The sequence below is a fragment of the Novipirellula methanifontis genome (assembly GCF_052161655.1).
Taxonomy (GTDB): Bacteria; Planctomycetota; Planctomycetia; order Pirellulales; family Pirellulaceae; genus Novipirellula.
In genome coordinates this window covers 1,597,337-1,618,518 of the sequence record NZ_CP197418.1, presented here as the reverse complement: position 1 = coordinate 1,618,518, position 21,182 = coordinate 1,597,337, and the positions used below count along the sequence as shown (strand labels likewise).

General features: G+C 54.4%; 18 protein-coding genes. 10 read left to right on the top strand and 8 right to left on the bottom strand.

What is annotated here, in order from left to right; translation table 11 throughout:
* Positions 1-95: 95 nt before the first annotated feature.
* On the top strand, positions 96-2,315 hold the full coding sequence (locus SH528x_RS05680; protein WP_442509556.1) for an NAD-dependent epimerase/dehydratase family protein: 2,220 nt from the start codon (positions 96-98) through the stop codon (positions 2,313-2,315).
* 31 nt (positions 2,316-2,346) lie between these two features.
* Here the strand turns inward: SH528x_RS05680 and SH528x_RS05675 are convergent, their stop codons facing one another.
* Entirely contained in the window at positions 2,347-3,198 is an 852-nt protein-coding gene (locus tag SH528x_RS05675; RefSeq protein ID WP_442509555.1) for a hypothetical protein, read from the bottom strand.
* A 149-nt stretch (positions 3,199-3,347) separates the two neighbouring features.
* On the opposite strand from SH528x_RS05675, the gene SH528x_RS05670 reads away from it, so the two are divergent.
* On the top strand, positions 3,348-3,611 hold the full coding sequence (locus SH528x_RS05670; protein ID WP_442509554.1) for a hypothetical protein: 264 nt from the start codon (positions 3,348-3,350) through the stop codon (positions 3,609-3,611).
* 83 nt (positions 3,612-3,694) lie between these two features.
* Here the strand turns inward: SH528x_RS05670 and SH528x_RS05665 are convergent, their stop codons facing one another.
* A complete protein-coding gene (locus SH528x_RS05665) occupies positions 3,695-3,931 on the bottom strand; it encodes a hypothetical protein (protein WP_442509553.1) in 237 nt (78 codons plus the stop codon).
* A 128-nt stretch (positions 3,932-4,059) separates the two neighbouring features.
* Complete coding sequence (gene proC / locus SH528x_RS05660) at positions 4,060-4,869, bottom strand: pyrroline-5-carboxylate reductase (RefSeq protein WP_442509552.1); 810 nt, start codon at positions 4,867-4,869, stop codon at positions 4,060-4,062.
* A 199-nt stretch (positions 4,870-5,068) separates the two neighbouring features.
* Here proC and argB point away from each other — a divergent pair, with 199 nt between their 5' ends.
* The 6 genes from argB (at position 5,069) to SH528x_RS05630 (ending at position 11,154) form a co-directional block, all read left to right on the top strand.
* The gene (gene argB, locus SH528x_RS05655) at positions 5,069-5,932 is read left to right on the top strand and encodes an acetylglutamate kinase (protein ID WP_442512084.1); all 864 of its coding nucleotides are present in this window, start codon (positions 5,069-5,071) and stop codon (positions 5,930-5,932) included.
* Between the two features lie 176 nt (positions 5,933-6,108).
* Positions 6,109-7,467, top strand: a complete 1,359-nt coding sequence (locus SH528x_RS05650) for an aminotransferase class III-fold pyridoxal phosphate-dependent enzyme (RefSeq protein ID WP_442509551.1) — start codon at positions 6,109-6,111, stop codon at positions 7,465-7,467.
* Between the two features lie 75 nt (positions 7,468-7,542).
* Complete coding sequence (argF, locus tag SH528x_RS05645) at positions 7,543-8,493, top strand: ornithine carbamoyltransferase (RefSeq protein ID WP_442509550.1); 951 nt, start codon at positions 7,543-7,545, stop codon at positions 8,491-8,493.
* 18 nt (positions 8,494-8,511) lie between these two features.
* A complete protein-coding gene (locus SH528x_RS05640; protein ID WP_442509549.1) occupies positions 8,512-9,699 on the top strand; it encodes a glycosyltransferase in 1,188 nt (395 codons plus the stop codon).
* Between the two features lie 55 nt (positions 9,700-9,754).
* Positions 9,755-10,465 (top strand): ribonuclease PH, encoded by a 711-nt coding sequence (gene rph / locus SH528x_RS05635; RefSeq protein ID WP_442509548.1) that lies wholly within the window; start codon positions 9,755-9,757, stop codon positions 10,463-10,465.
* Positions 10,466-10,548: 83 nt separating this feature from the next.
* Positions 10,549-11,154 (top strand): thymidine kinase, encoded by a 606-nt coding sequence (locus SH528x_RS05630; protein WP_442509547.1) that lies wholly within the window; start codon positions 10,549-10,551, stop codon positions 11,152-11,154.
* A 26-nt stretch (positions 11,155-11,180) separates the two neighbouring features.
* Here the strand turns inward: SH528x_RS05630 and SH528x_RS05625 are convergent, their stop codons facing one another.
* From SH528x_RS05625 to SH528x_RS05615, 3 genes are all read right to left on the bottom strand, one after another.
* On the bottom strand, positions 11,181-12,125 hold the full coding sequence (locus tag SH528x_RS05625; protein WP_442509546.1) for a DNA integrity scanning protein DisA nucleotide-binding domain protein: 945 nt from the start codon (positions 12,123-12,125) through the stop codon (positions 11,181-11,183).
* 156 nt (positions 12,126-12,281) lie between these two features.
* The gene (locus SH528x_RS05620) at positions 12,282-14,537 is read right to left on the bottom strand and encodes a hypothetical protein (RefSeq protein ID WP_442509545.1); all 2,256 of its coding nucleotides are present in this window, start codon (positions 14,535-14,537) and stop codon (positions 12,282-12,284) included.
* Positions 14,538-14,703: 166 nt separating this feature from the next.
* Positions 14,704-15,384, bottom strand: coding sequence for a DUF2293 domain-containing protein (locus SH528x_RS05615; protein WP_442509544.1), 681 nt, complete (start codon positions 15,382-15,384; stop codon positions 14,704-14,706).
* A gap of 150 nt (positions 15,385-15,534) precedes the next feature.
* Between SH528x_RS05615 and SH528x_RS05610 the strand changes: the two genes are divergently transcribed.
* Entirely contained in the window at positions 15,535-16,815 is a 1,281-nt protein-coding gene (locus SH528x_RS05610) for a radical SAM protein (protein WP_442509543.1), read from the top strand.
* Between the two features lie 308 nt (positions 16,816-17,123).
* Here SH528x_RS05610 and SH528x_RS05605 read toward each other — a convergent pair whose 3' ends face one another.
* Together SH528x_RS05605 and SH528x_RS05600 are read right to left on the bottom strand one after the other, a co-directional pair.
* A complete protein-coding gene (locus SH528x_RS05605) occupies positions 17,124-18,485 on the bottom strand; it encodes a GDSL-type esterase/lipase family protein (protein WP_442509542.1) in 1,362 nt (453 codons plus the stop codon).
* A 107-nt stretch (positions 18,486-18,592) separates the two neighbouring features.
* Positions 18,593-20,110, bottom strand: coding sequence for a sulfatase (locus SH528x_RS05600; RefSeq protein ID WP_442509541.1), 1,518 nt, complete (start codon positions 20,108-20,110; stop codon positions 18,593-18,595).
* A gap of 266 nt (positions 20,111-20,376) precedes the next feature.
* On the opposite strand from SH528x_RS05600, the gene SH528x_RS05595 reads away from it, so the two are divergent.
* A complete protein-coding gene (locus SH528x_RS05595) occupies positions 20,377-21,114 on the top strand; it encodes a 3-keto-disaccharide hydrolase (protein WP_442509540.1) in 738 nt (245 codons plus the stop codon).
* The last annotated feature ends 68 nt before the right edge of the window (positions 21,115-21,182 follow it).

Genomic DNA, 21,182 nt, shown 5'->3' with positions numbered 1-21,182 from the left:
AGACATCCGCAATTGATTATGATTGCTCTATTCCCACTACCTCCTTTGCCTCCGCTTTGCGTTACTTGATAACTCGATAACTCGATCTGAACTCGATGAGCCGATCCAATCCTTCCAACAGCACTTTCTCTCTCGCCTCGCCACTGAAGGTTGGCTTGGTGGGTGCTGGATACATTGCTCCCTGGCACGCCGCGGCGGTCCAGCATCACAGCAGTGCTGAACTCGTCGCCATAGCCGACATCAATCCATCTACAGCGAAACAGGCGGCCGAATCGCTTGGGATTGCCCAACACTTTGGTTCGGTCGATGCGATGCTCGCGTCTGCGGATCTTGACGTTGTCCATGTACTTGTCCCGCCCGATTTCCACGCTGCAGTGGCTCGCCAATGTATAACGGCGGGAGTGCATGTGTTTTTAGAAAAGCCGATGGGGACGTCCTCGCAACAGTGCGCCGAATTGATCGACGAGGCAGCCGTTCACAATGTCAAACTCGGTATCAATCACAACTTCTTGTTTTCACGTGTCTATGCAGAATTGCGACGCTGTATTGAAAATGGCAAAGTGGGGCGTATCGATGCGATCGACATCGCGTGGAACAAACATCTTCCTCAACTGAATCACGGTCCCCACTCGAATTGGATGCTACGCGAACCTAGTAACCTGCTACTTGAACTTGGCCCCCATGTGGTCAGTCCCGTGCTGGATCTAGCGTCCTTTCCTGAGCAAATAACGGGAATTGCGACCCACCCGATTACGTTGCCTGGTGATCGGTCCATCATGCGAAACTGGGTTTTCAGCATGACTGCGGGTCGCGTCGCGGTGCAGACGCGTTTCTCGCTGGGAAGTGGGATGGATGAGTTTTACATTCATGTCCGTGGCAGCCATGGTTGCGCAACGGCCGATATCGAGAACAGCACGTTTACGCTGACCCGATCGACTCGCTATTCAATCGATTTTGATCGCTACCACCGACTGAAAAAAACGAGCCGCGATGTGAATCGACAAGCCAAAGCAGGACTATGGCGATACATCGCAAGCAAGCTTGGGCTCTGCAAGCATGGCAATGCCTACGGCGAGAGTATCTCAAATGCCGTTGCCGATTTCTATCAATCGCTGCTCTCAGGCACCCCTGTCTCAAAACGATTGTCGGGGCCAATGGGCCAGTCGACGATTGAATTGTGCGAACAACTTGGCCAGTGTGTGTCGCCGCCGATTGCATCTTCACAAAACGGCCGGCCATCCAAATTTCAGACGCCCGAAACGATTGTAATACGGCATCCTCAAAAAGACGCATCAAAGCAAAACAGCACTCATGCCCCCCCTTGCTTAGTACTAGGCGGAACCGGTTTTATCGGGCAAGCGTTGGTTCGTCGACTTTGCGAACAAGGACGAACGGTTCGCTGCGTTGTTCGCCGCACCCGAGATGTTCCCGATTCACTGCGTCATCCTAATGTCGAATTGGTCCAAGGCGACATGGCGAACGCCGATGATGTCGCAAAGGCATTGCAGGGCGTTGAGGGTGTTTTCCACTTGGCACGTGGAATGGGAAAAACGTGGGCCGAATACGTCACGTTTGACGTTGAGCCCACAATACAGATTGCCAAGCTGTGCATGGACCATCACGCGGGTCGATTGGTCTACACCAGTTCGATTGACGCTTATTATGCGGGGGCACGAGCCGGCACGATTACAGAAACGACTCCGCTGGATCCCCGGATTGAAGGTCGCAATTTGTATGCGAAATCAAAAGCAGTGATCGAGGACGAACTCGACCAATTGCACCGGAACCACGGACTGGATGTTGTGATCACGCGACCAGGGATCGTAATTGGCAAAGGTGGGTCGCCGTTTCACTGGGGCATCGGCATGTGGACTGGCGAAAGTTTTTGCCAAGTCTGGGGTGATGGCAACAACAAACTTCCGCTTGTGCTTGTCGAAGACGTTGCCGAAGGATTAATCGCTGCCATGCATCGCCCCAGTATCGACGGTCAATCCTTTAACTTGATCGCCGACCCGGTCTTGACTGCGAATGAATACCTTCGCGAATTGCAACGCATATCTGGCATCGGAATTGACACTAAGCCAACCATGATCTGGCACTTCTATTTGACCGACATGGCCAAGTGGATGGTCAAGACCGCAGTGCGTCATCCCGAACGCCGCCAACCCAGCTATCGTGACTGGGAATCAAGAACGCAAAAAGCAATCTTTGATTGCAGTCACAGCAAACAAGTCTTGGGCTGGCAACCGCACAGTGATCGCAAGACTTTGATCCAGCGTGGGATCGAAGACGCCATCGAGGTTTCGATGGCGTGAATCATTGACGCGATTTAGTCTACGTCAACCCTTATCGCCATAGCGGCAGTGCGGGTAGCGTCGCGATTCCCGTGCTCGCTGGTGGCAATGCTCCGCTGTAGCCTTGGTTCGGCGCCGGATACAGCTCGGTGGATCGCAATCCCGCCTGGCTCGACGATCGTCGCGGTGGATCGCTGGTCATTCGGCCAAGCGACGAAGCTGCGATACGCGGCGGAGCGTAAACGGTCGTAGCCTGTGCGATTTGAGTCATGGGCGCCGAGAATGCTTCTACACGTGTGTCGGAATCGAGTGGACGTAGTCGCGAGGCAATTGCCTGTTCGCGAGTCGACGGTGGCGATTGTTGCGGAGCAACACGACCAACGGCTTCATAATCGATCTTCTGCTCGCGTTCCATTCGCACTAATCGCTGAGGCACGTTGACCGTGCGTGTCTCGGCAACCCATTCAGTACGCGTGTTGGTGCGGTGCACCACTTCGTTGCGACTTTCCCAACGCGTTTGCGGAACATGATGGTAGGCCACGGTGGGTTGGCGGAATGGATTCCAACGTCCTTCCAAACGGGGTTGCCATTCGTACTGGACCACCGGCGTGTAAACGGTTCGCGCCTCGGGTTTTGTTTCCGTCACCGTTTGCGGACGATAAACCGTCTGCTCACGTTGTTCTGTTTTTGTTTCCACGACAGGACGATCGATCGTTTTCGTGACTTGACGATAAACGATGCCCGTCTGGGGATCGGTGTAGTAGCCTGGAGACGATTGTGCCGGCGTCGTAGACTGACCGTGAACGGTCGAGTGCGTTGCGCAACTGAAAACTGCGATCGTCGAAAACGTTGCACAAAGATGAGCAACTGGTTGGACGAACCGCGAGCAAGCTCGCGACTTCATGGCAATCCTCCGCCGTGTTCGGAAACAAGAAAAGAACGAAATTTCGTTAACCAACCTGAGGCAGCAATTTGCTGCTTTCGTGCATCCATGCACCAGGTCTGCTTGCCTTAGTTTCGGAAACTCAAAGCATCAATGCTGAGCCTAATCAAATGATTGATCAAAATTTACTCTCCATGCTTCGCTGCGTACTCAGCGGCACGCCTCTACGGCCTGCGGAACCATCGTTTGTCAAAAAAATCAACGAATTAATCAAGCGAGGCGAGCTTCGTGACCGCCAAGATCAACGAATCAGCGAGGGGATTGATGAGGGCCTGATCAGCGAAACGGGCGGTTTGATGTACCCCGTTCGCAATGGGATCGTCTGCATGGTCGCCGATGAGGCGATTGTGTTGCCAGCGAACCTAGAAAGCTAGCAACTGCGATCAAAATCCCTCACGTTTCGGATTTACGAACAGGGATATGCGAACAGGATGTGATGCGTCTTTTGGCACACGGCTCACCAGTCGGGACTGTCATCGGCGCGTGGGTCGCCACACCATTTCGCCAAAGCGGCGACGGTAGCATCACGTTCGCTTGCACTGGTCCACAGCGAGTCATCAACATCCAACCGGACTTCGTAGTCTCCTTCGTGCATGCAATCCGGTTCGCCACAAAAATGCGGAATCTCGCTGACCCAAACGATTCGGTAAAGCGGGACGTGTTTGTCGTCAACTTTGATAATTGGTGAGTCCATCTTTGTTACTTCTGGCGAGGTTTCGTTGTCAAACGCAGCGACGAGTGTTGTTTGCTTTCGCCCTGCGAAAACAAAACGTGGGGCGGTCATTTCGCGATAGGAGGAATATGTACGTGCGAGTTCGGCGTTTAGTCAGCCGCAAGTTCGCGACTGCGACGTGCCGAAGCTGCCACAGCATCGATCAGTGTCCCTCTAAGTCCATTTTGCTCCAGGACTTGGACCGCGGCAATCGTTGTCCCCGCCGGACTGGTGACCGAATCCTTCAATTCCCCCGGATGGCGGCCGGTTTCTGCAATCATATGGGCAGTGCCTAACACGGTCTGGGTCGCCAATTTCATGGCCAGCGGGCGAGGCAAACCGGCTAAAACTCCGCCATCAGCCAGCGCTTCGATGATTAAACAGACGTAGGCTGGCCCCGAACCGCTCAGCCCGGTAACCCCGTCCATCTGTGATTCAAGTACCGGAACGGCCATTCCCACGCTGGAGAGCAACTGAGTCATCCAGGCTTTGTCGTCTTCGGACACATCGGCAGCCCCGCAAAACGCGCAAACGCCTTGGCCAACCAAACAGGGGGTATTCGGCATCACGCGAACGACGCGTTGATGCCCGATCCAGCTGCACAGCGACTTGAGCATCACTCCGGCGGCAACAGAAATAACGAGTTTTCCATCCCAAGACACGTCCGATTGCTGGGCAACGTTGGCAATAACCTTGGGTTTGATGGCCAACATGACCGCATCGGCCTGCTTTACGGCTGCTGTAAGATTATCACCGACGGATACATTGGGGCGATTGTCGTTCCACCATTGTCGACTGGCCACATTATGGTCGACAATCACCACATCCGAATCGTGGATCACTTGGTTGTCGAGCATCCCACAAACGAGAGCTCGGCCCATTTGGCCGCCACCGACGACGGCTAAACGTTGTTTTTTCATTATTTTCCTTAACTAGACCCACTGTTTTGCCGTTTGCTGGCCATCTCAATTGACCCTCTGGGTGGCCGCATCTAAATTGATCGGTTTTTCCGTCTGCGGAAAGGCCACCAAAATCAGTTCAAATTCAAATCCAACAGACAAGAAGCGAGCGGAAGTGCCTGATTCGATCGAAAACGTCGACCACATTGGAGACTTTACCTTGGATGAAGCGATCTCCAAAGCAAACACCCTGATCGAAGCGATGGGCTGGATTCGTCAATTCCGAGGGAAAACGACGGTCATTAAGCTCGGCGGCAGCATTCTGGATGATCCTCACGAGTTGATGCACATTCTGCTGGACGTCATTTTCATGGAATCGGTCGGGATGAAGCCGGTTTTAGTGCATGGCGGAGGCAAGGCAATCAACCGCGAATTGGCTGAATCCGGGATCGCGCCCAATTTTGTTCGTGGCCGCCGTGTCACCGACCTGCTCACGCTAGCTGCCGTCGAAAAAGTGCTGGCAGGAGATCTGAACGTTTTCTTGACTCAAGAAATTGAGCGTTTGGGCGGCAGAGCAATGAATTTGTCGTTTAAAACCACAAACGTCCTGTTTGGGCAAAAGCTGGTCGATCGGCCGGACGAGGACCTCGGGTTTGTCGGCGAAGTCACCCGTGTCGATCGAAATGTCATCGAAGGCTTGTCGTACACCGACCAAGTTCCCGTGATCCCGTCGATGTGCGAGGGAGAGGATGGCCAGCACTACAACGTCAATGCCGACACCGCGGCGATGGCGGTCGCTCAAGCTCTCGGGGCGGACAAACTTGTCTTCTTATCCGACGTCAACGGCGTCCGACGCGATAAAGATGATCCCGACACGATCATTCACTCGCTCTCATCCGCCGAAGCACGCGAATTGATCGAAACCGGCGTTATCAACTCGGGAATGATTCCAAAAGTCGAAGCGTGTTTGGAAACGCTTGGACGTGGTGTGAAGAAGGTGCACATCATTGATGGTAGACTGCGTCACTCGTTGCTGCTCGAAATCTTCACGACGAAGGGTGTGGGAACCGAAATACATCCATAAGAGGGTTTGGTTTGGCGAGTCTTGGCATTGAACGCCACGTCAAGATCGCCTCGTCAAACGACAGCCAATCGATCGTTCATCCCATTTTTCTAAGCTCATCAGACGGAAGCCCGCCCCGGGATTGGACGGGTTGGCCGTCGTTTTTTGTTTTTCACGTCTCTTCAAAGCATCCTCTCATGAGCGAATCGGTAGATCCAGACGAAGTGACGCCCGACGAGTCCAGCGAAGGTTCGAGCGAGCAGGCAGCCGCATCGAGCGAGCAGGTAGCAGAATCTGGCGAATCGGCAGCAGAATCGAGCGAACCTTCCGAGCCGATGGAAGAGGCCGGGATTCGCGAAGAAATCGCTGTCAGCGGCGCGGCCCCCGCATGGTCGGCGCGGCGGTCGCATGTCGAAGGAATTCGCTGCCAAGACGAAGCAGGACATCCATGGCTCGATGCACTCGCCGGCCGCGCCAGTGCCGTTGGGCTGGGCTGCGAAGCGATTGGCGATGCCGTCCGGCAAACTGCCGATGCGTACTTAGGCGATGCCTCGGCAATGTCGGAGATCGTCGATGACGAACAGCTCGAAATCGCGTCAGCGTTTCAGCAGATGCTGGAATCCACAGGCAACGCAAATTCAATTAGCGCCGATTCGTTCCTGCTTTTCCCCGACGCCGATCTCGCCATTGAAGCGATGATCACGTTTGCCAGAAAACGCAATTCGGAAACAAGTTACCGAACAATTGCAATCGCGGGATCGGATCATGGTCGCACGGCGTTGTGTCGTTCGATAAGTGGTCAGCCGCAATTGCACCAAGGCTTTGGTCCGATGGTTGCGGGGTTTGATCATGTCAAACCCAACGACTTAAAGGTACTCGAATCGGCAATCGATGAATCCACCGCCGCTGTGCTGATCTCGCCGGTGGACTTTAGCGACTCTGCTCGCCCGATTGACGGCGACTATTTGGGCGGCGTGCGTCGAGTTTGCGATCAACGCGATTTGATGCTGTTGATTGACGAATCGCGATTGTGTTTCGGAGCGACCGGTGCCTGCTTTTCCTACTCGTCGCTCAGTGACATCCCCGTCGATGGGATTGTGGTCGCTGGCGGATTATTTGCCGGTTTGCCTGGCGGCATGCTGATTGCCTCGCAGCGACTGACCGGACGCCCGATCATGCAGTCGGCAAACTATCCAATGCAGCGGAATGTCGTATTGGCGATGCTTGGTGAACTTTCTCGTCTTGGATTGCCTCTTTCCGTTAGCGATTTGGCGCAAACTTTTGCCGTTGCCATTGCGGAAGCGATAGCCGGTTTTGAATTTATTCGAGACATCCACGCGACCGGCTTGACGATCGGCATCGAAACCGACTTGGCGGCTGCAGAGATCGTGAGCGTGGCCGCCCGAAACGGGCTTCGCATCGAACCGGCTGGCGAAACATCGGTTCGGTTACAACCGCCACTCAGCCTAAGTTCCGAAGACGGTGATTCGCTGCTGGGTTTGCTGCTAGAAACCATGCGAGCGATGGAGCAACAGTCGGCGGAATTATCCACCTGACCTTGCTTTTTCTGACACCGCCTGAACGACTGACTATTCTACTACGAAATTAAACACAACGATGAGGCCGTTGCCATGCAACACCTACTAAGTCTATTCGATATCGAAGTTGACGATTTACGAAGCATCCTCGCAACATCGCTCTCGCTAAAACAGCGTTTGGCTGCGGGGGATCGTCCATCGATCTTAGACCGTCGTGTGATCGCGCTATTGTTTCAAAAACCGAGTTTGCGAACACGCGTCAGCTTTGAAACAGGCATGGCCCAACTCGGAGGCAGCAGCCTGTTCCTAGGCGAGGATGTAGGATGGGGAAAACGCGAATCACCGTCCGACTTCACCAAAGTGCTCGGGCAATTTGTCGACGCCGTCGTGTGTCGTGCCAAGAAGCACGAGCATGTCCAGCTGCTGGCAAGCTTTAATGCGATGCCGGTGATTAACGGCTTGACCGACCTATGCCATCCCTGCCAAGCCATGGCCGACGTGTTAACCGTACGAGAATCGCTGGGCGGATACAAAAACAAACACATTGTGTTTGTCGGTGACGGCAACAATGTGGCTCAATCGGTTGCCCTGTGTACCGCAATGCTGGATATGCGTTTCACGCTGGCGTGCCCGGCGGGTTACGAAATGGATGCCGACTGGGTTGCTCGGATCGAGGCGCGTTATCCCAAGGCTCGGATCGAAACCGTATCGGATCCGCACAAAGCGGTGGTCGATGCCGACGCGATTTACACGGACGTTTGGACTAGCATGGGACAGGAAGCCGAGATGGCGGCACGCCGCGCCGCGTTCGCTAATTTCCAGGTCAATGAAAAACTGATGGCCGCCGCCCCACGCCACGCTCGAGTGCTACACTGCTTGCCAGCGGTGCGAGGCCAGGAGATCACCGACGCAGTCATCGACAGCTACCAAAGTGATGTCATCCGCCAAGCAGGCAATCGAATGCATGCTCAAAAAGGCTTGCTCGTTTGGCTGCTCAATCGCAAGTGGATCGACGATAATATCAACGAAGACCAAGCAAAATAGCGACGGGATCCAACGAGGATGAACATGCGGAATGAAGGCTCGTCAAGCGAGTTAGCACGACGGGACAAACGGCATGTATTGAGTATCCTGGTCCCGAGCTACAACGAAGAAGCCACGCTCGAAAAATGTATCGACCGAGTTCGCGCGATTGAAAGCGACACGCTCGGGCTCGAGATTATCATTATCGACGACTGCTCCGAGAATCGTGGTCGCGAGATAGCGGGGCAGCTGGCCGCCAAATTTGACAACGTCCATGTCTTGTTCCATTCGGTTAACCAAGGCAAGGGCGCAGCGATCCATACCGGCATCAAAGCCGCAACGGGTGACTTTGTTGCCATCCAAGATGCCGATCTTGAATACAACCCCGAAGATCTTCTGCGTTTGGTCGTGCCGCTGATCGAAGACGAAGCCGAAGTGGCGATCGGTTCGCGGTTTCTCTCGCATGGCACGCATCGGGTGCTTTATTTTTGGCACACGATGGGGAATCGGTTCTTAACGTTCTTGTCGAACATGTTTACCGACCTGAACTTAACCGACATGGAAACGTGTTACAAAGTCTTTCGACGCGACTTGATCCAGCAGCTGGATTTAAAAGAGAAACGATTTGGATTTGAACCCGAAGTGGTTGCCGCAGTGGCCCAGCGACGCGTTCGAATCGTCGAAATGGGCGTCTCGTACATGGGACGCACCTATGCCGAAGGCAAAAAGATCGGCGTGCGTGATGGGCTTCGTGCGTTGTACTGCATCGTGCGCTACAACGCACACAGTCTGCCTGCACCCTTACAGTTCCTGCTTTACTTGATTGTCGGCAGCCTGTGTGCGATTGCAAACTTGGTGATCTTTCTTGGGCTGTTAGGTCTGGATGTCTCCGCGGGCTTCGCCGCGCCGATCGCATTTGTGCTTGCTGCAGCGATCAATTACTGGATGTGCATCCACTCGATCTTTCGTCACCAATCACGCTGGGGACGCTGGGGTGAAATTTTCCTGTACACGATCTCGGTATTGGTGATCGGAATCGTTGACCGTCAAACCACGCTTCTACTGCTGAATCAAACGGGCCCCGCAGCGGCGAAACTACTTGCGACGCTGGTGGGATTGACTCTAAACTTTGCCGCGCGACGGCTGATCGTCTTTCCCGAAAAATCATTGGGCCCGTGGCAACCTCAAACGACGTCGATGCCGTCCGACGAACCGCTGCAACACTGACGATTCCTGCGAATTCACTTCACCGATCTCCTTTCCATCGAAACCGGAACCCCGAATGACATCCACTGCTCGGCCCGCCGATCAACTTCGCGATATTCAGATCGAACTCGGCTACATTCCCTCGAATCCCGCCAGCGTTTTGTATCGCTGCGAAGGTACGATCGTGTTGTGCACTGCGTCGCTTGAAGCAAGCGTCCCACCGTGGCTTGTCGGTCGCGGCAAAGGTTGGGTTACCGCCGAATACAACATGCTGCCGGGCAGCACTCAGCCGCGAAAAAAGCGTGACCGAGGTGGAAAAATCGATGGTCGCACCACCGAAATCCAGCGTCTAATTGGCCGTAGTCTGCGAGCGGTCGTGGACCTAGTCGCGCTTGGCGAATGTTCGATCACTGTCGATTGTGACGTGATTCAAGCCGATGGAGGAACTCGCACCGCATCGATCACAGGCGGATTCATCGCGTTGGCCAAAGCGATCGAAATCGCGGTTCCTGGCAGCCGGATTGGTGATGGTCCACTTCGCGACAGCATCGCGGCGATCAGTACAGGGATCGTCAACGATGTAGCTCACTTAGACCTTGACTACAAATTGGATGTCGCGGCCGATGTCGACATGAACGTCGTCATGACCGGAGCAGGCAAGTTTGTCGAGATCCAAGGCACAGGCGAAGAGGCAACGTTTGACGACGAGCAACTCGCTGAACTGCTGAGGTTGGCGAAAAAAGGAATCCGCGAGCTGACCAAGAAACAACTCGAAGCACTCGCCTAGGTTCGCCTTCAAAAGGAGGCCCACCCTTAAAGGAGGCCCGCCTCCGAAGTTGGCCCCGCCCTCAGAAAAGAGTCGCCGCTGCCATGGCCAAATTGTACTTTTACTATTCCGCGATGAATGCGGGCAAGTCGACGGTGCTGCTGCAAGCGAGCTACAACTATCGCGAGCGGGGGATGAACACGATGATCCTGTCGCCCGAGCTGGATACGCGTTTTGGTGCAGGAAAAGTGACCTCGCGAATCGGATTGTCCTCCGAGGCAATGACGTTCAATCAAGCGGACAACTTATTTTCTGTCGTCAAAGGACAGCATGACGCGACGCCACTGCATGCGGTGTTTGTTGACGAAGCTCAATTCTTGACTCGATTGCAAGTGCGTCAACTGAGCGACGTCTGCGATTCGCTTGATGTTCCCGTGATGGCCTATGGTTTACGCACCGACTTTCAGGGCCACTTGTTCGAGGGCAGCGAGCATCTGTTAGCGTGGTCCGATACGCTCTCGGAAATCAAAACCATTTGTCACTGTGGACGCAAAGCCACGATGGTGTTGCGTATCGATGCCAAGGGGCAACCGGTGAAGGACGGCAGCCAGATTCAGATCGGCGGCAATGAGCGTTACATTTCGGTGTGCCGCCAACACTTCAAGGATGGCATGGCGACTCGCCGCGACGACGAGCTGCCGCTGCTGTAGCAGCCGATCCGCTCGTCTTCAGAAGGCTAGTTGTCAGGAGGCGAGGATGGCGGCTCAAAATTGAACTCTTGCCATTTCACGGCCTTGTCCATTGGCTCGATTCGCATCACCAAATGGCCGTCTTGGTACAAGCGAACGGTGCCGGTGGATTGGCTGACGACGACCGCAATCGCTTTGGTCTTTCGCGAGATCGCAGCCGCAGCCCAGTGTCTCGCCCCCAGCCCCTTGCTCATCGTTAGGTCTTCGTGCGAGACCTCGAGCATTTGTCGACTCTTCTCGATCACTCCATCACTGGCGATGATGAAGGCGCCATCAAGTTGAGCGACCTCTTTGGCATCCTCTTGGACCTTTTTGTCCAGCAGATTGCGTTGTTTGCGATTGTAGCCACGAAACGGATCGACCCCGCTGTCGTTAGCATGCTCGATCACCTTGCGAGTGTCCCCGACAACGAACAGCGTTCCGACCGGTTTGCCTTCACGACCTTCGCGTCCGATCTGAGCAGCCAAGTCGATGACCGCCTTGATCGTCTTCAACGGCACGCGGCTCTCGAGCATCTGCAGATCACGGCTGGTCAATTGCCGCATTCGTTCGTCGAGCTGCAGATGACTGATCGAATCGAGCCGACCTTGTTGAAAACCGCTGTACAGCGCGATGACCTCGCCATTGGTCCGAATCAATTCATCGGCCGCCGCTTCGAGCAACGCGTGCTGCAGCCGCTCGAGCAGCGGTGCTTTTTCTTTGTTCAAGGCCAGCGGTTTGAGGCCCGCTTCGGAGGCACCCTCGAGGTCTTGAGGCGAGTCTACCGCAACAATAAACGGCTTATCGAGCGGCTGAGCCATCTCGGAGATTCGTTTCCAGTCGGTTGAACCATCCAATAGCAGCAGTAATGCGTCCGCACCGCGATCACGAAAAAGGTCGATCGCTGCGCGAATCATCGCCGCATTATGTTTCGTCAGACGTTGTGTCGCCATTGCAGGGCGAACTCGACAAATTAAGAGTGATTCAAATTACGTAATTTAACAAGAGAATCAAAGTATTAGCGAAGCGAACTAAACCGGCAACCAGATCAGCCCCTAAATCTGAGTTTTGTGGTGTGGATAATCATCGAATCTCGCAATCGCCCACCGTTATCGGCGAGTCGAATGAGTTCCGTTTGCGACCGCGGGCGTCTGCCAGGCTGGTCCGCTGCGATAGGTCCGCTCGTAATACATCGCCAAAGCCCGCAGTGCATGCCCCTTGGGCCCGATCTGCCAATCATGATTTGGCTCGTTGTACATCGACGCCAATAGGTAACGAACCGCACGTACCAGGCGAGGATCTTGTAACTGATCATCGGGCATCACGGTTAGCAGCCATTCGACGATATGCCCCGTCGTTTGGACCTTGCGATCCATTTTGCCATTGTCCTCACGTCCCTCGAACCAATTGGTGCTCATCGATCCATCACGATTCTGCAGCGTGAAAGCGTAATCGACAAAATCCTTGGTGAATTCTTCCGCCCGTGCCCATTGGCCCGTGATCGGCCGACCCTCGGCACGTCGTTTCCGCAACGCATGGGCAAATCCCATCAAGCGATGAGTTCCACCACAGGCAGCACCAATGATCGGCTGCGACAATTCTTCACGAATTAGTCGCTCACAATCCCAGCGGGTTCCATCCGAGGCGATCCAGCTCTCGTCGGTGTCCAAATAGTGCGACAACGCGATCAGCGTGAAGGTTAATTCTTCGCCGCTCTTACAGTCCGCCATCTCTCGTTTCACGACATCGCGAACCGAATACTTTGTCGTGCCGACGTACAACGGATAGTCCACGGGGACGTTGCACAATGAAAACACACACAGCATCTGAGCCTGGTGCCCTTGCAAACCGACACCGCTTTTGACACGGATGCCATCGCGATCGTCCTCGAGCAATCGTTGACCGCGACACGCGTTGTTGCCTGCGATCCAAGCGATCGCGCTGTAATTCTGGCGCTCGGTGACAATCTTAGTGTCGACACCGTAAACCATGATCGAATGCAACATCCCCCAATTGCTTCGCTCGTTTGCAATTTCAGGGTTGCGGTAATAATTGACCAGACACCGCTGCATCACGGTTTTTATTTTGGCAACCGACGCAGAAATTCGTAACGGGCCAGTCGGTTTACCGACATAGTCAAGCGCAACACGCTCGGGCTCGGGTTCGTCGGCGACAGCTTGATCGTCCCATTGGTCGCCAACGGACATCGAATGCTGCGGCGGCGTTGCCGAGCTCGTTGCCGAGCTCGTTGCCTTTCTCGAACTTGCAATTCGTTGTTGCGGTGCAGGCTGAAGACTTACTTCGTCGGCAGGTTGCGATTCCACGGTCGTCGATGGTGTCGGCTCGTTGTAGGGCCTCGCGTTTCGCAGCCGATCGGCCAAACTTAGATCCTCGCTGACCTCTCCTTCAACGGCTGGTTCAGCAGCGTTAGGTTCGGCAGCTTTTAGTTCAACAGCCTCCGGTTCGACAGCGTCTGGCGTTTGCGCGATGTACTCGGGTTCCGAATCCGTAGGCAAAGTATCGTCCACTTCGAAACGTTCCAGATCCGACACCACATCGCCAGCGGCCTGAGGATCAGGAGTGCTCCGTTCGGAATCTTCCCAAGTCGTTGGCTCATCCGCGAATGAATCGTCCACAATGGACTCAACCGTCGCCGGACCAGCAAGCGTTGGACTTGCGGCCGGTGCGAGTTGAAGCTCCATCTCACTGAACTTTTCCGCAGGCGTCAATTCCATTGGCTCGACGGCCGACTGCTCGGTTTCCCCTGGCTCGGATGTCGTCACGGGGGGATTTGTCGGTTCGGGCGAATTCATCGGCTCGGGTGAGCGAATGATTGGAACCAGAGCTGGCGGATCCGATTTGCGGGCGACGGGTTGCTTCGCAGCACTCGCGTCTGCCTTGTCTGCCTTGTCAGCATCCTTCGCTAACGGACTCGCGGATTCGGGATCACGCAACGGAATGGGGTCACGCAGCGGCAATCGTTCAAGATCGCCAACCTTACCACGAGCACGAGGCACCCAATTATCGTCTGCGAGCGATTCACGCTCTATAACTTTTGGCGACTGTTGTGGAAGTGTTTTAGGAACATCCGGAGCACGCTTGGCCCGAACTTGCATCGACGGCGGATCGCTGACCCGAGGAACATTGGGCGGCGGCGTTGGCGGATTCGACTTCTTTGATGACTCGGGCTTCTTCGTCAAGACATCAAGCAGCCATGGTCGCCGCGCAATCTGTACTTCAGCAGCACTGTCCAACGGCGGAGCAAGCACAACACCCTCGTCACCTACCGCGAACTGCGAGCACGAAATAGCTAGCAAACAACTGAGAGAGGTTCGCGATCGAAGGTAACTTTTCAGGTTTTGCACAAAGGACTCCAAGACACGGGTGAACCTAGAGTCTGATATCGGAAGATCGCCGCGCTGAGTTTACTTAGAAACCCGCATCAAGCATCCAGTGGCAAGATCTTTCGAGGGGTTGGCTGACCACAACCGTCTCGATTTCATGCAAACGTCTGGAGTACTCCACTTTCATTTAAGTTTCGGCGGTATCCGTTAATGCTTTCAACAAAGGGCAATTCTCCGACGCCACTTGGTCGATCCGGTATTGCCGCAGCAACTCTTTAGAGCGGCCTGCTAGCATCCTGCGGACTTCGCGTCGTTTCCCTTTAACCCGTGGGATGACCATCGAATCGTAAGCGGTGGTTTGATGCCGCATCCATGCGATCACCGCAGCCTCGGCTCGCTGCTCAACGGAGATGCGTTTGGTCCGTGCCACGGTACCGCTGCCTACGGGAGTTGCATGGTCCGTGATAGCGCGGGCCATCCGTGCCGAGAGCGTGGCGTGTTTGGGATGAAAGTTCAAATAGGTCACGACGGTATCATAGAACTCATCAACGTAAGCCGACTGATTGCGATCGCGTCGCTGTTTGTCCGCCACTTTGCGTTTTGCGTAACTTTCGGTCGACCGCTCGACTTTCAAATCCGCAACAATTTTCTCAATCGTGGCTGAGGGAGCCCAGATTCCTTTGGAAAACGTTCGCCGTCCTTTTTTTTCTTGGACGATCCAATGCTCGCCCGCCGATTTGACTCGCCGGGTCATGGCCGCGTCCCCCGGGGGCAAAAGCGACCAATTTGCAGGTGGGGTATGGACTTTACCCTCGGAATCACGAACGGTGTTTTCAGTCGGTCCGGGGCCGAACGTCTGGCTGGTCATGCTGGCTTTGGCTAAGCTGGTGAATGTACGATGCCCACGTCCGCAGGCACCGACTCGAATGGTTACAGATCGAATTTTTACAGAATCGCTCGGTTAGGAAATCAGAAGATTTCTCCGCCCGATCGCTACTCAGTTTGAGAATCCCGTTTTATGTACTTTCGCCTCGCCAGTCGACTGCTTCTCGAGCCCGACAAACGACTGCTTGCAAAAGCAGCCTGGACGCTGGGGGTTCGCGGATTGTGGAGTGTTCACAAGCACAAGCAGCGACTCAAACGAGGAGATTTTTTTCCGCCGTTTTTGTATTTATCGGTAATCAACAGCTGCAACCTGCGTTGCCAGGGCTGCTGGGTCGACGTGGGGGCGAAACAACATCGTATTGAACTCGACGCGGCAAACAAAGTGATTGCCGAAGCCAAAGCGATGGGTAACAGTTTCTTCGGCATTCTGGGCGGCGAACCTTTCATGCACAAAGATTTGTTAAAGATCTTTGCCGCTAATCGCGACGTCTACTTCCAAGTATTCACCAACGGTCATTTCATTACCGACGAAGTCGCCGCCGAACTGCGGCGACTGGGGAATGTAACTCCGCTGATCAGCGTCGAGGGCTCTGAAATCGTCAGCGACACGCGGCGAGGCCGCGAAGGGGTGCTGAACCAAACAATGCAGGGGCTCGAAACGGCACTGCGTCATCGTTTGCTCGTCGGGGTTTGCACCAGTGTCTGCAAAACGAATATCGACGATTTGGTCAGCAACGCCTGGGTCGATCGGCTGATCGAAATGGGAGTGATGTATTGCTGGTATCACATCTATCGTCCGGTTGGTCCCGAATCGAACCCCGATCTCGCGTTAACCAGCGAACAACAGCGTCGGGTGCGTCAATTTGTTGTCGACACTCGTGCAACTAAGCCCATCGTCGTGATCGACGCCTATCACGATGACGCGGGCAACGCACTTTGTCCCGCAGCGACCGGGTTCACGCACCATGTTGGCCCTTGGGGCGATATCGAGCCGTGTCCGGTGATCCAGTTGGCCAAGGAATCGATCCACGATGACCGATCGCTCAAAGACACGTTTAATGAGTCCGAATTTTTGCGAGACTTCCGCGAGCTGACCGCACAACACACTCGTGGATGTGTGATCATGGAACGTCCGGACTTGTTGGTCCAGCTCGCCGAGAAACATGGTGCTCGCGATACAACGGCACGCAACAAGGTAATCGACGAGCTGAATGCCGTCTCGCCGCGACGAAGCCAGTATCAACCGGGCGATGAAATCCCCGAGCGCAGCTTCGTCTATCGCTGGGCTAAAAAGTACGCCTTCAACGACTTCGGTACCTACAGCCGTCATTTCGACACCAGCAAGTACCAAGACCCCGATCAATCATCAGGGGACGCAAAGCCCAAAAGCGAACTGCCGATCCTGACTCGCTAGGTCTCAGCGGCGTAAACACGCCATCAACTTCACCTCCCCAAAAGCTTTGCTTTAGGGGAGGTCGGATGGAGCCTTTTCAGCGACATCCGGGTGGGGCTGTCTCCGGCTCGTTTGATTGCTTTACTGATGTGAAGAGCGATTGCGTCCAAAGTCACGTTGTCGCCCACACCCAAACGAGGCCTAAAGGCCGCGCACGATTGCTTCGCTTGCAGCGGTCACTTGCGGCGTCCGAAACTCTTCGCGAGTTTCGCTACCCAAACGGAGCAACCTCCGAAACTCTTGACGAGTTTCACTACCGAAGGGAGCGATTACGGCTGCGTCTTGATGCGGATGCGGCGGTACTCGACTTGCCCTCGGTCCCCTTCCAAACCGATCGGACCGGTTTTAGGAACCTTCATCGCTTCTTCGATCACTTCGTCATTGCAAGTACAGTGTGCGACGCCGCCGTGGACCGCGACGACAAGTGTGTTCCACTGCTGCGGAGCGTAGTTTTTCAGATTTTTGTAAGGTCCCGCTAACGCAAAGTCGCGACACTGCAATTGCGGTTCACGGATAAACACACCGCTGTCAGCATTGGGAGTCGCACGAAATTCCAATCTCAATTCAAAGTCATTTGGGAATTCACGAGTCGTCCAAAGCTGTTGAATCTTGCGTCCCTCCGGCGGCGTCGTCACGACCAATCGATCATGAATCGCGACATAACGTCCCTCGGGTGTTTTCGACTTGCCGTCAAAGGCAACGTCGCTTTCCACAATTGGCCACGCCGGAGCATTGGGATCGCGACTCTGCCAACGCTCGCGTGATTTCAACATCGCATCGGTCGTTTTGCGAAATCCCCAGCCCGTCAAATCATGCCCATTAAATAGACTCTCGAATCCTTCTTCGACAACAAAATCATCGCCCTCGGTTTCCACGAAGCCAAGCGTTGCCAAGACCGGTCGCAGTGCGGCTTCCCATTTTGCATACCCGACTGCATTAGGATGTAACAAATCAGGGAACTCTTCTTTCTTTGCATTGCCCTCATCGTTGGCAAACAACGTCCATGTATCGAGTACGATCACGTCGCTCTCTTTCTTGGCAAGATCCGAGTAAAGTTGATTCAACTTCTTGATCTTGTCCGCAGGTCGTTTTTTCGATGCATGGCTGGGAAAGACGTTACAAATGACAATCGGCATCTCGGGATCGTGCGTTCTCAACGCATTCACAATCAATTGCATATTGCCAGCGATCGTCTCCGGTTCGGCGTCCTCTTCGAGATCGTTTGTGCCCGCTAAGATGACCACAGCCGCCGGGCCCAAACGGATCACATCTTCGTCGAGCCGCAACAACATACCACGCGTGGTATCGCCGCTGATGCCACGGTTCGCCGGCTCGATCGATTTGAAATCGCCACGAAAATCGTCTTGCCACCCTTGGGTAATCGAATCGCCCAAGAATACAACGTGTCCCTGTTTGCTTTCGGCATTCGCCGCGAACGTTTCTCGACGCTTTTGCCACACATTTTGAAACCAGTCTTGTCGTCGCAGCGGCCCCGCCCCCGCAAGCCCCTCATCAGTCGCAGGCAACTGAAACCGAGTTGCGCTGTCCACCGTCGCGGTTTCTTGTCCCTCAACCGCAAGCGGCCATCCGATGACAAGAGTTAGTAGCACAAGGATAAAACGAGATTGCATCAGCAGGTTTCCAGAGAGTTAAAAGGTTCAGTTCAAATGGCAATAGTGAGCCGTGGGCCGTAAGGCACCGGGTATCGCATAACCCCCGACCGCTTGCACCCTGGCTGCTAGGGATTCGTCAGATTAGGTGCCCAGACTTTATCGGATACTGCTGGCGTTTCACCATCGACGGGGAACGTTTGTGGCAACGCCTTGCGAATCATCGCCGACAATTCCTTGACCGTCGCTGCATGGGCGGACGATCCGGCGAGGTTGTTTTGCTCGCTGGGGTCGACGTCATGATCGTACAATTCACTGCCTGCCTTACCTTCGTCCCACTCGGTGTATCGCCAACGTGGCGTTCGCAGTGTGTAGCCAAAGAACCCCTTTTTGCCGCCACGCATAACTTGCGTCATCGCCCAACCACGACCGGTTTGCGAGGGATCTTTCATGATCGGCACCAGCGACTGGCCTTGCAAATTGTCGGGTGAATTGACGCCACACAATTCCGTCAGCGTGGGATACAAGTCGATCAACCCGACTGGCGTCTTAGCGACTTTGCCTTGCGCCATCCCTGGGGCTGCAACAATCATCGGCACCCGAGAACTCTCTTCGAACAAGCTCATCTTCTGCCATAGTCCATGCTCGCCGAGATGGTAACCATGATCGCTTGTAAAGACGACGATCGTATTGTCAGCGAGCCCGAGTGATTCGAGTTGATCCAAGACGCGGCCGACCTGCGCGTCCATAAACGTGATGCTGGCGTAATAAGCCTGGATGGCCTGTTGTCGCAGCGGATCGGTCAGCAGTTCGTGCTCTTTTTTGTGGCTGCCCAGTGCCGCCTTTGGCAAATCCTTGACGTCCTCGCTGACATTGGCGACCAACGGCATCTCGCTGCGATCGTATTTTTCGAAGTAAGGCTTCGGTGCCACGTACGGAGTATGCGGACGATAGAAGCCGAGAGCTAAAAAGAAGGGTCGATCCTGGCGTTTGGCACAACGTTCAAGCACCCAGCAGGCATCGTCGGCTAACATCCCGTCGGTATGCAGCGCGTCGCCACGCGGCGACGCGTACCAAGACAACGTGCCGCCGAACGAGTTTTTGCGAAGTGAAAAAATATCAGGCTCTTCCAGCAAACGGTCACAACCGGCCGGATTGAGCTCGAGTTCCCACGACCCAGGGTCATCATGCCCGTTGGTCCCTACACTTTTGGGAACGTTGTAATGGTAAAGCTTTCCAACGCGAGCCGCGAAATAGCCGTCCAATCGAAACGCTTGCGACAAACTGTGATGCGACGGAATGGTTTGCCGAAAGATCTGGCTGTTTTGATGGATCCCCGTGCTGTTGGGATAAAGCCCCGTCAACATCGAATTGCGACTCGGGCCGCAAAGCGGATACTGGCAATACGCTCGCTCAAAACGAACGCCACGACGAGCCAGCCGATCAATATTGGGCGTTTGCACGAGCGTGTGATCATAACACCCGATGGAATTGTTCAAGTCGTCCGAAATGATGAACAACACATTTGGACGTGTCTCGTCCGCGGACGCGAGTTTCCCTAACGCTCCAGAAACGCAGGTTGTCGCAATGACAAAAATCCAAAGGCCATAGAGCAAGCCAGAGATCGAAATCGGTTTGCGAATCATGGGCGACACGTTCTCAGATGGGGGATTTAATGAGTTTGATTGAATAAAATCATACCTCAAGCGTCTTAACCAGTGGGACAAACGATTCAAAATATCGTGTCGTCACTACCCGCTCTAATCGAAGTGGCGAACCCGTCCTGGGGCTGCGAATCGCACAAAACTTGGCAAATCAGCGTGGGGATGGTTTGAGCTTTAGCGGTGGCCGAGTCATAATTCGATCCCTAACACTTACCTCCCTCCTCAAAATCCCTCTTGGAGATCCCTGGATGATCCGATTGTCCCTTTCACTTTGTCTCGGTCTGGTTGCCATCGTCGCTGTTGCTGATGAACCTGCGAAAAAGGCCGCCGCAAACTCTGCTGAGCTTGTTACCCTGTTCAATGGTTCGAACCTCGAAGGATGGGACGGCGACCCGCGACTGTGGTCGGTCAAAGATGGCGTGATCCACGGGGAAACCACGCCGGAAAATGTTGCCAAGGGCAATACCTTCCTGATCTGGCAAGGCGGCGAACTGTCCGATTTTGAACTTCACGTCACCTTCCGCTGCAACGCAATCAACAACTCAGGAATCCAGTACCGCTCACAACTTCAGTCGGGCAAAGGCGTTGGCAACGATTGGGTCCTGAAAGGTTACCAACACGAACTCCGCAACGAAGAAAACTTCCCCAACGTTCCTTCGTTCATCTACGACGAACGTGGCAAGCGTGGGCGTATCTGCTTGGTCGGCGAAAAAGCAGTCTGGACCAAAGACGGCAAAAAAGTGATCGACAATACGCTGATCGATCAAGCCGGTTTCAAAGAATTGATGAAAGTCGACGACTGGAACGACGTTGTTATCATCGCAAAAGGCAACAACATCAAACACTACCTCAACGGCAAGCTTGTTTTGGATTTCACTGACGAGCACCCTGAATTGGCTCTCAGCTCAGGCGTGATCGGACTGCAATTGCACGCCGGCAAACCGATGTGGGCCGAATTCAAGAACATCCAACTTCGCAAGTTTTAATAACGAAGCCGTCCCCTTTTTCCTGAATCCGTCGAAACAGCCGCACTTGGTTTCCAAGTGCGGCTGTT

What these genes read in the sequence shown, in the direction of transcription:
- SH528x_RS05600 (WP_442509541.1), bottom strand. Translation starts at nt 20,110, where the DNA reads ATGATTCGCAAACCGATTTCGATCTCTGGCTTGCTCTATGGCCTTTGG.
- SH528x_RS05640 (WP_442509549.1), top strand. Translation starts at nt 8,512, where the DNA reads ATGAACATGCGGAATGAAGGCTCGTCAAGCGAGTTAGCACGACGGGAC.
- SH528x_RS05625 (WP_442509546.1), bottom strand. Translation starts at nt 12,125, where the DNA reads ATGGCGACACAACGTCTGACGAAACATAATGCGGCGATGATTCGCGCA.
- SH528x_RS05605 (WP_442509542.1), bottom strand. Translation starts at nt 18,485, where the DNA reads ATGCAATCTCGTTTTATCCTTGTGCTACTAACTCTTGTCATCGGATGG.
- SH528x_RS05595 (WP_442509540.1), top strand. Translation starts at nt 20,377, where the DNA reads ATGATCCGATTGTCCCTTTCACTTTGTCTCGGTCTGGTTGCCATCGTC.
- SH528x_RS05630 (WP_442509547.1), top strand. Translation starts at nt 10,549, where the DNA reads ATGGCCAAATTGTACTTTTACTATTCCGCGATGAATGCGGGCAAGTCG.
- SH528x_RS05610 (WP_442509543.1), top strand. Translation starts at nt 15,535, where the DNA reads ATGTACTTTCGCCTCGCCAGTCGACTGCTTCTCGAGCCCGACAAACGA.
- SH528x_RS05665 (WP_442509553.1), bottom strand. Translation starts at nt 3,931, where the DNA reads ATGGACTCACCAATTATCAAAGTTGACGACAAACACGTCCCGCTTTAC.
- SH528x_RS05615 (WP_442509544.1), bottom strand. Translation starts at nt 15,384, where the DNA reads ATGACCAGCCAGACGTTCGGCCCCGGACCGACTGAAAACACCGTTCGT.
- SH528x_RS05670 (WP_442509554.1), top strand. Translation starts at nt 3,348, where the DNA reads ATGATTGATCAAAATTTACTCTCCATGCTTCGCTGCGTACTCAGCGGC.
- rph (WP_442509548.1), top strand. Translation starts at nt 9,755, where the DNA reads ATGACATCCACTGCTCGGCCCGCCGATCAACTTCGCGATATTCAGATC.
- SH528x_RS05680 (WP_442509556.1), top strand. Translation starts at nt 96, where the DNA reads ATGAGCCGATCCAATCCTTCCAACAGCACTTTCTCTCTCGCCTCGCCA.
- proC (WP_442509552.1), bottom strand. Translation starts at nt 4,869, where the DNA reads ATGAAAAAACAACGTTTAGCCGTCGTCGGTGGCGGCCAAATGGGCCGA.
- SH528x_RS05650 (WP_442509551.1), top strand. Translation starts at nt 6,109, where the DNA reads ATGAGCGAATCGGTAGATCCAGACGAAGTGACGCCCGACGAGTCCAGC.
- SH528x_RS05675 (WP_442509555.1), bottom strand. Translation starts at nt 3,198, where the DNA reads ATGAAGTCGCGAGCTTGCTCGCGGTTCGTCCAACCAGTTGCTCATCTT.
- argF (WP_442509550.1), top strand. Translation starts at nt 7,543, where the DNA reads ATGCAACACCTACTAAGTCTATTCGATATCGAAGTTGACGATTTACGA.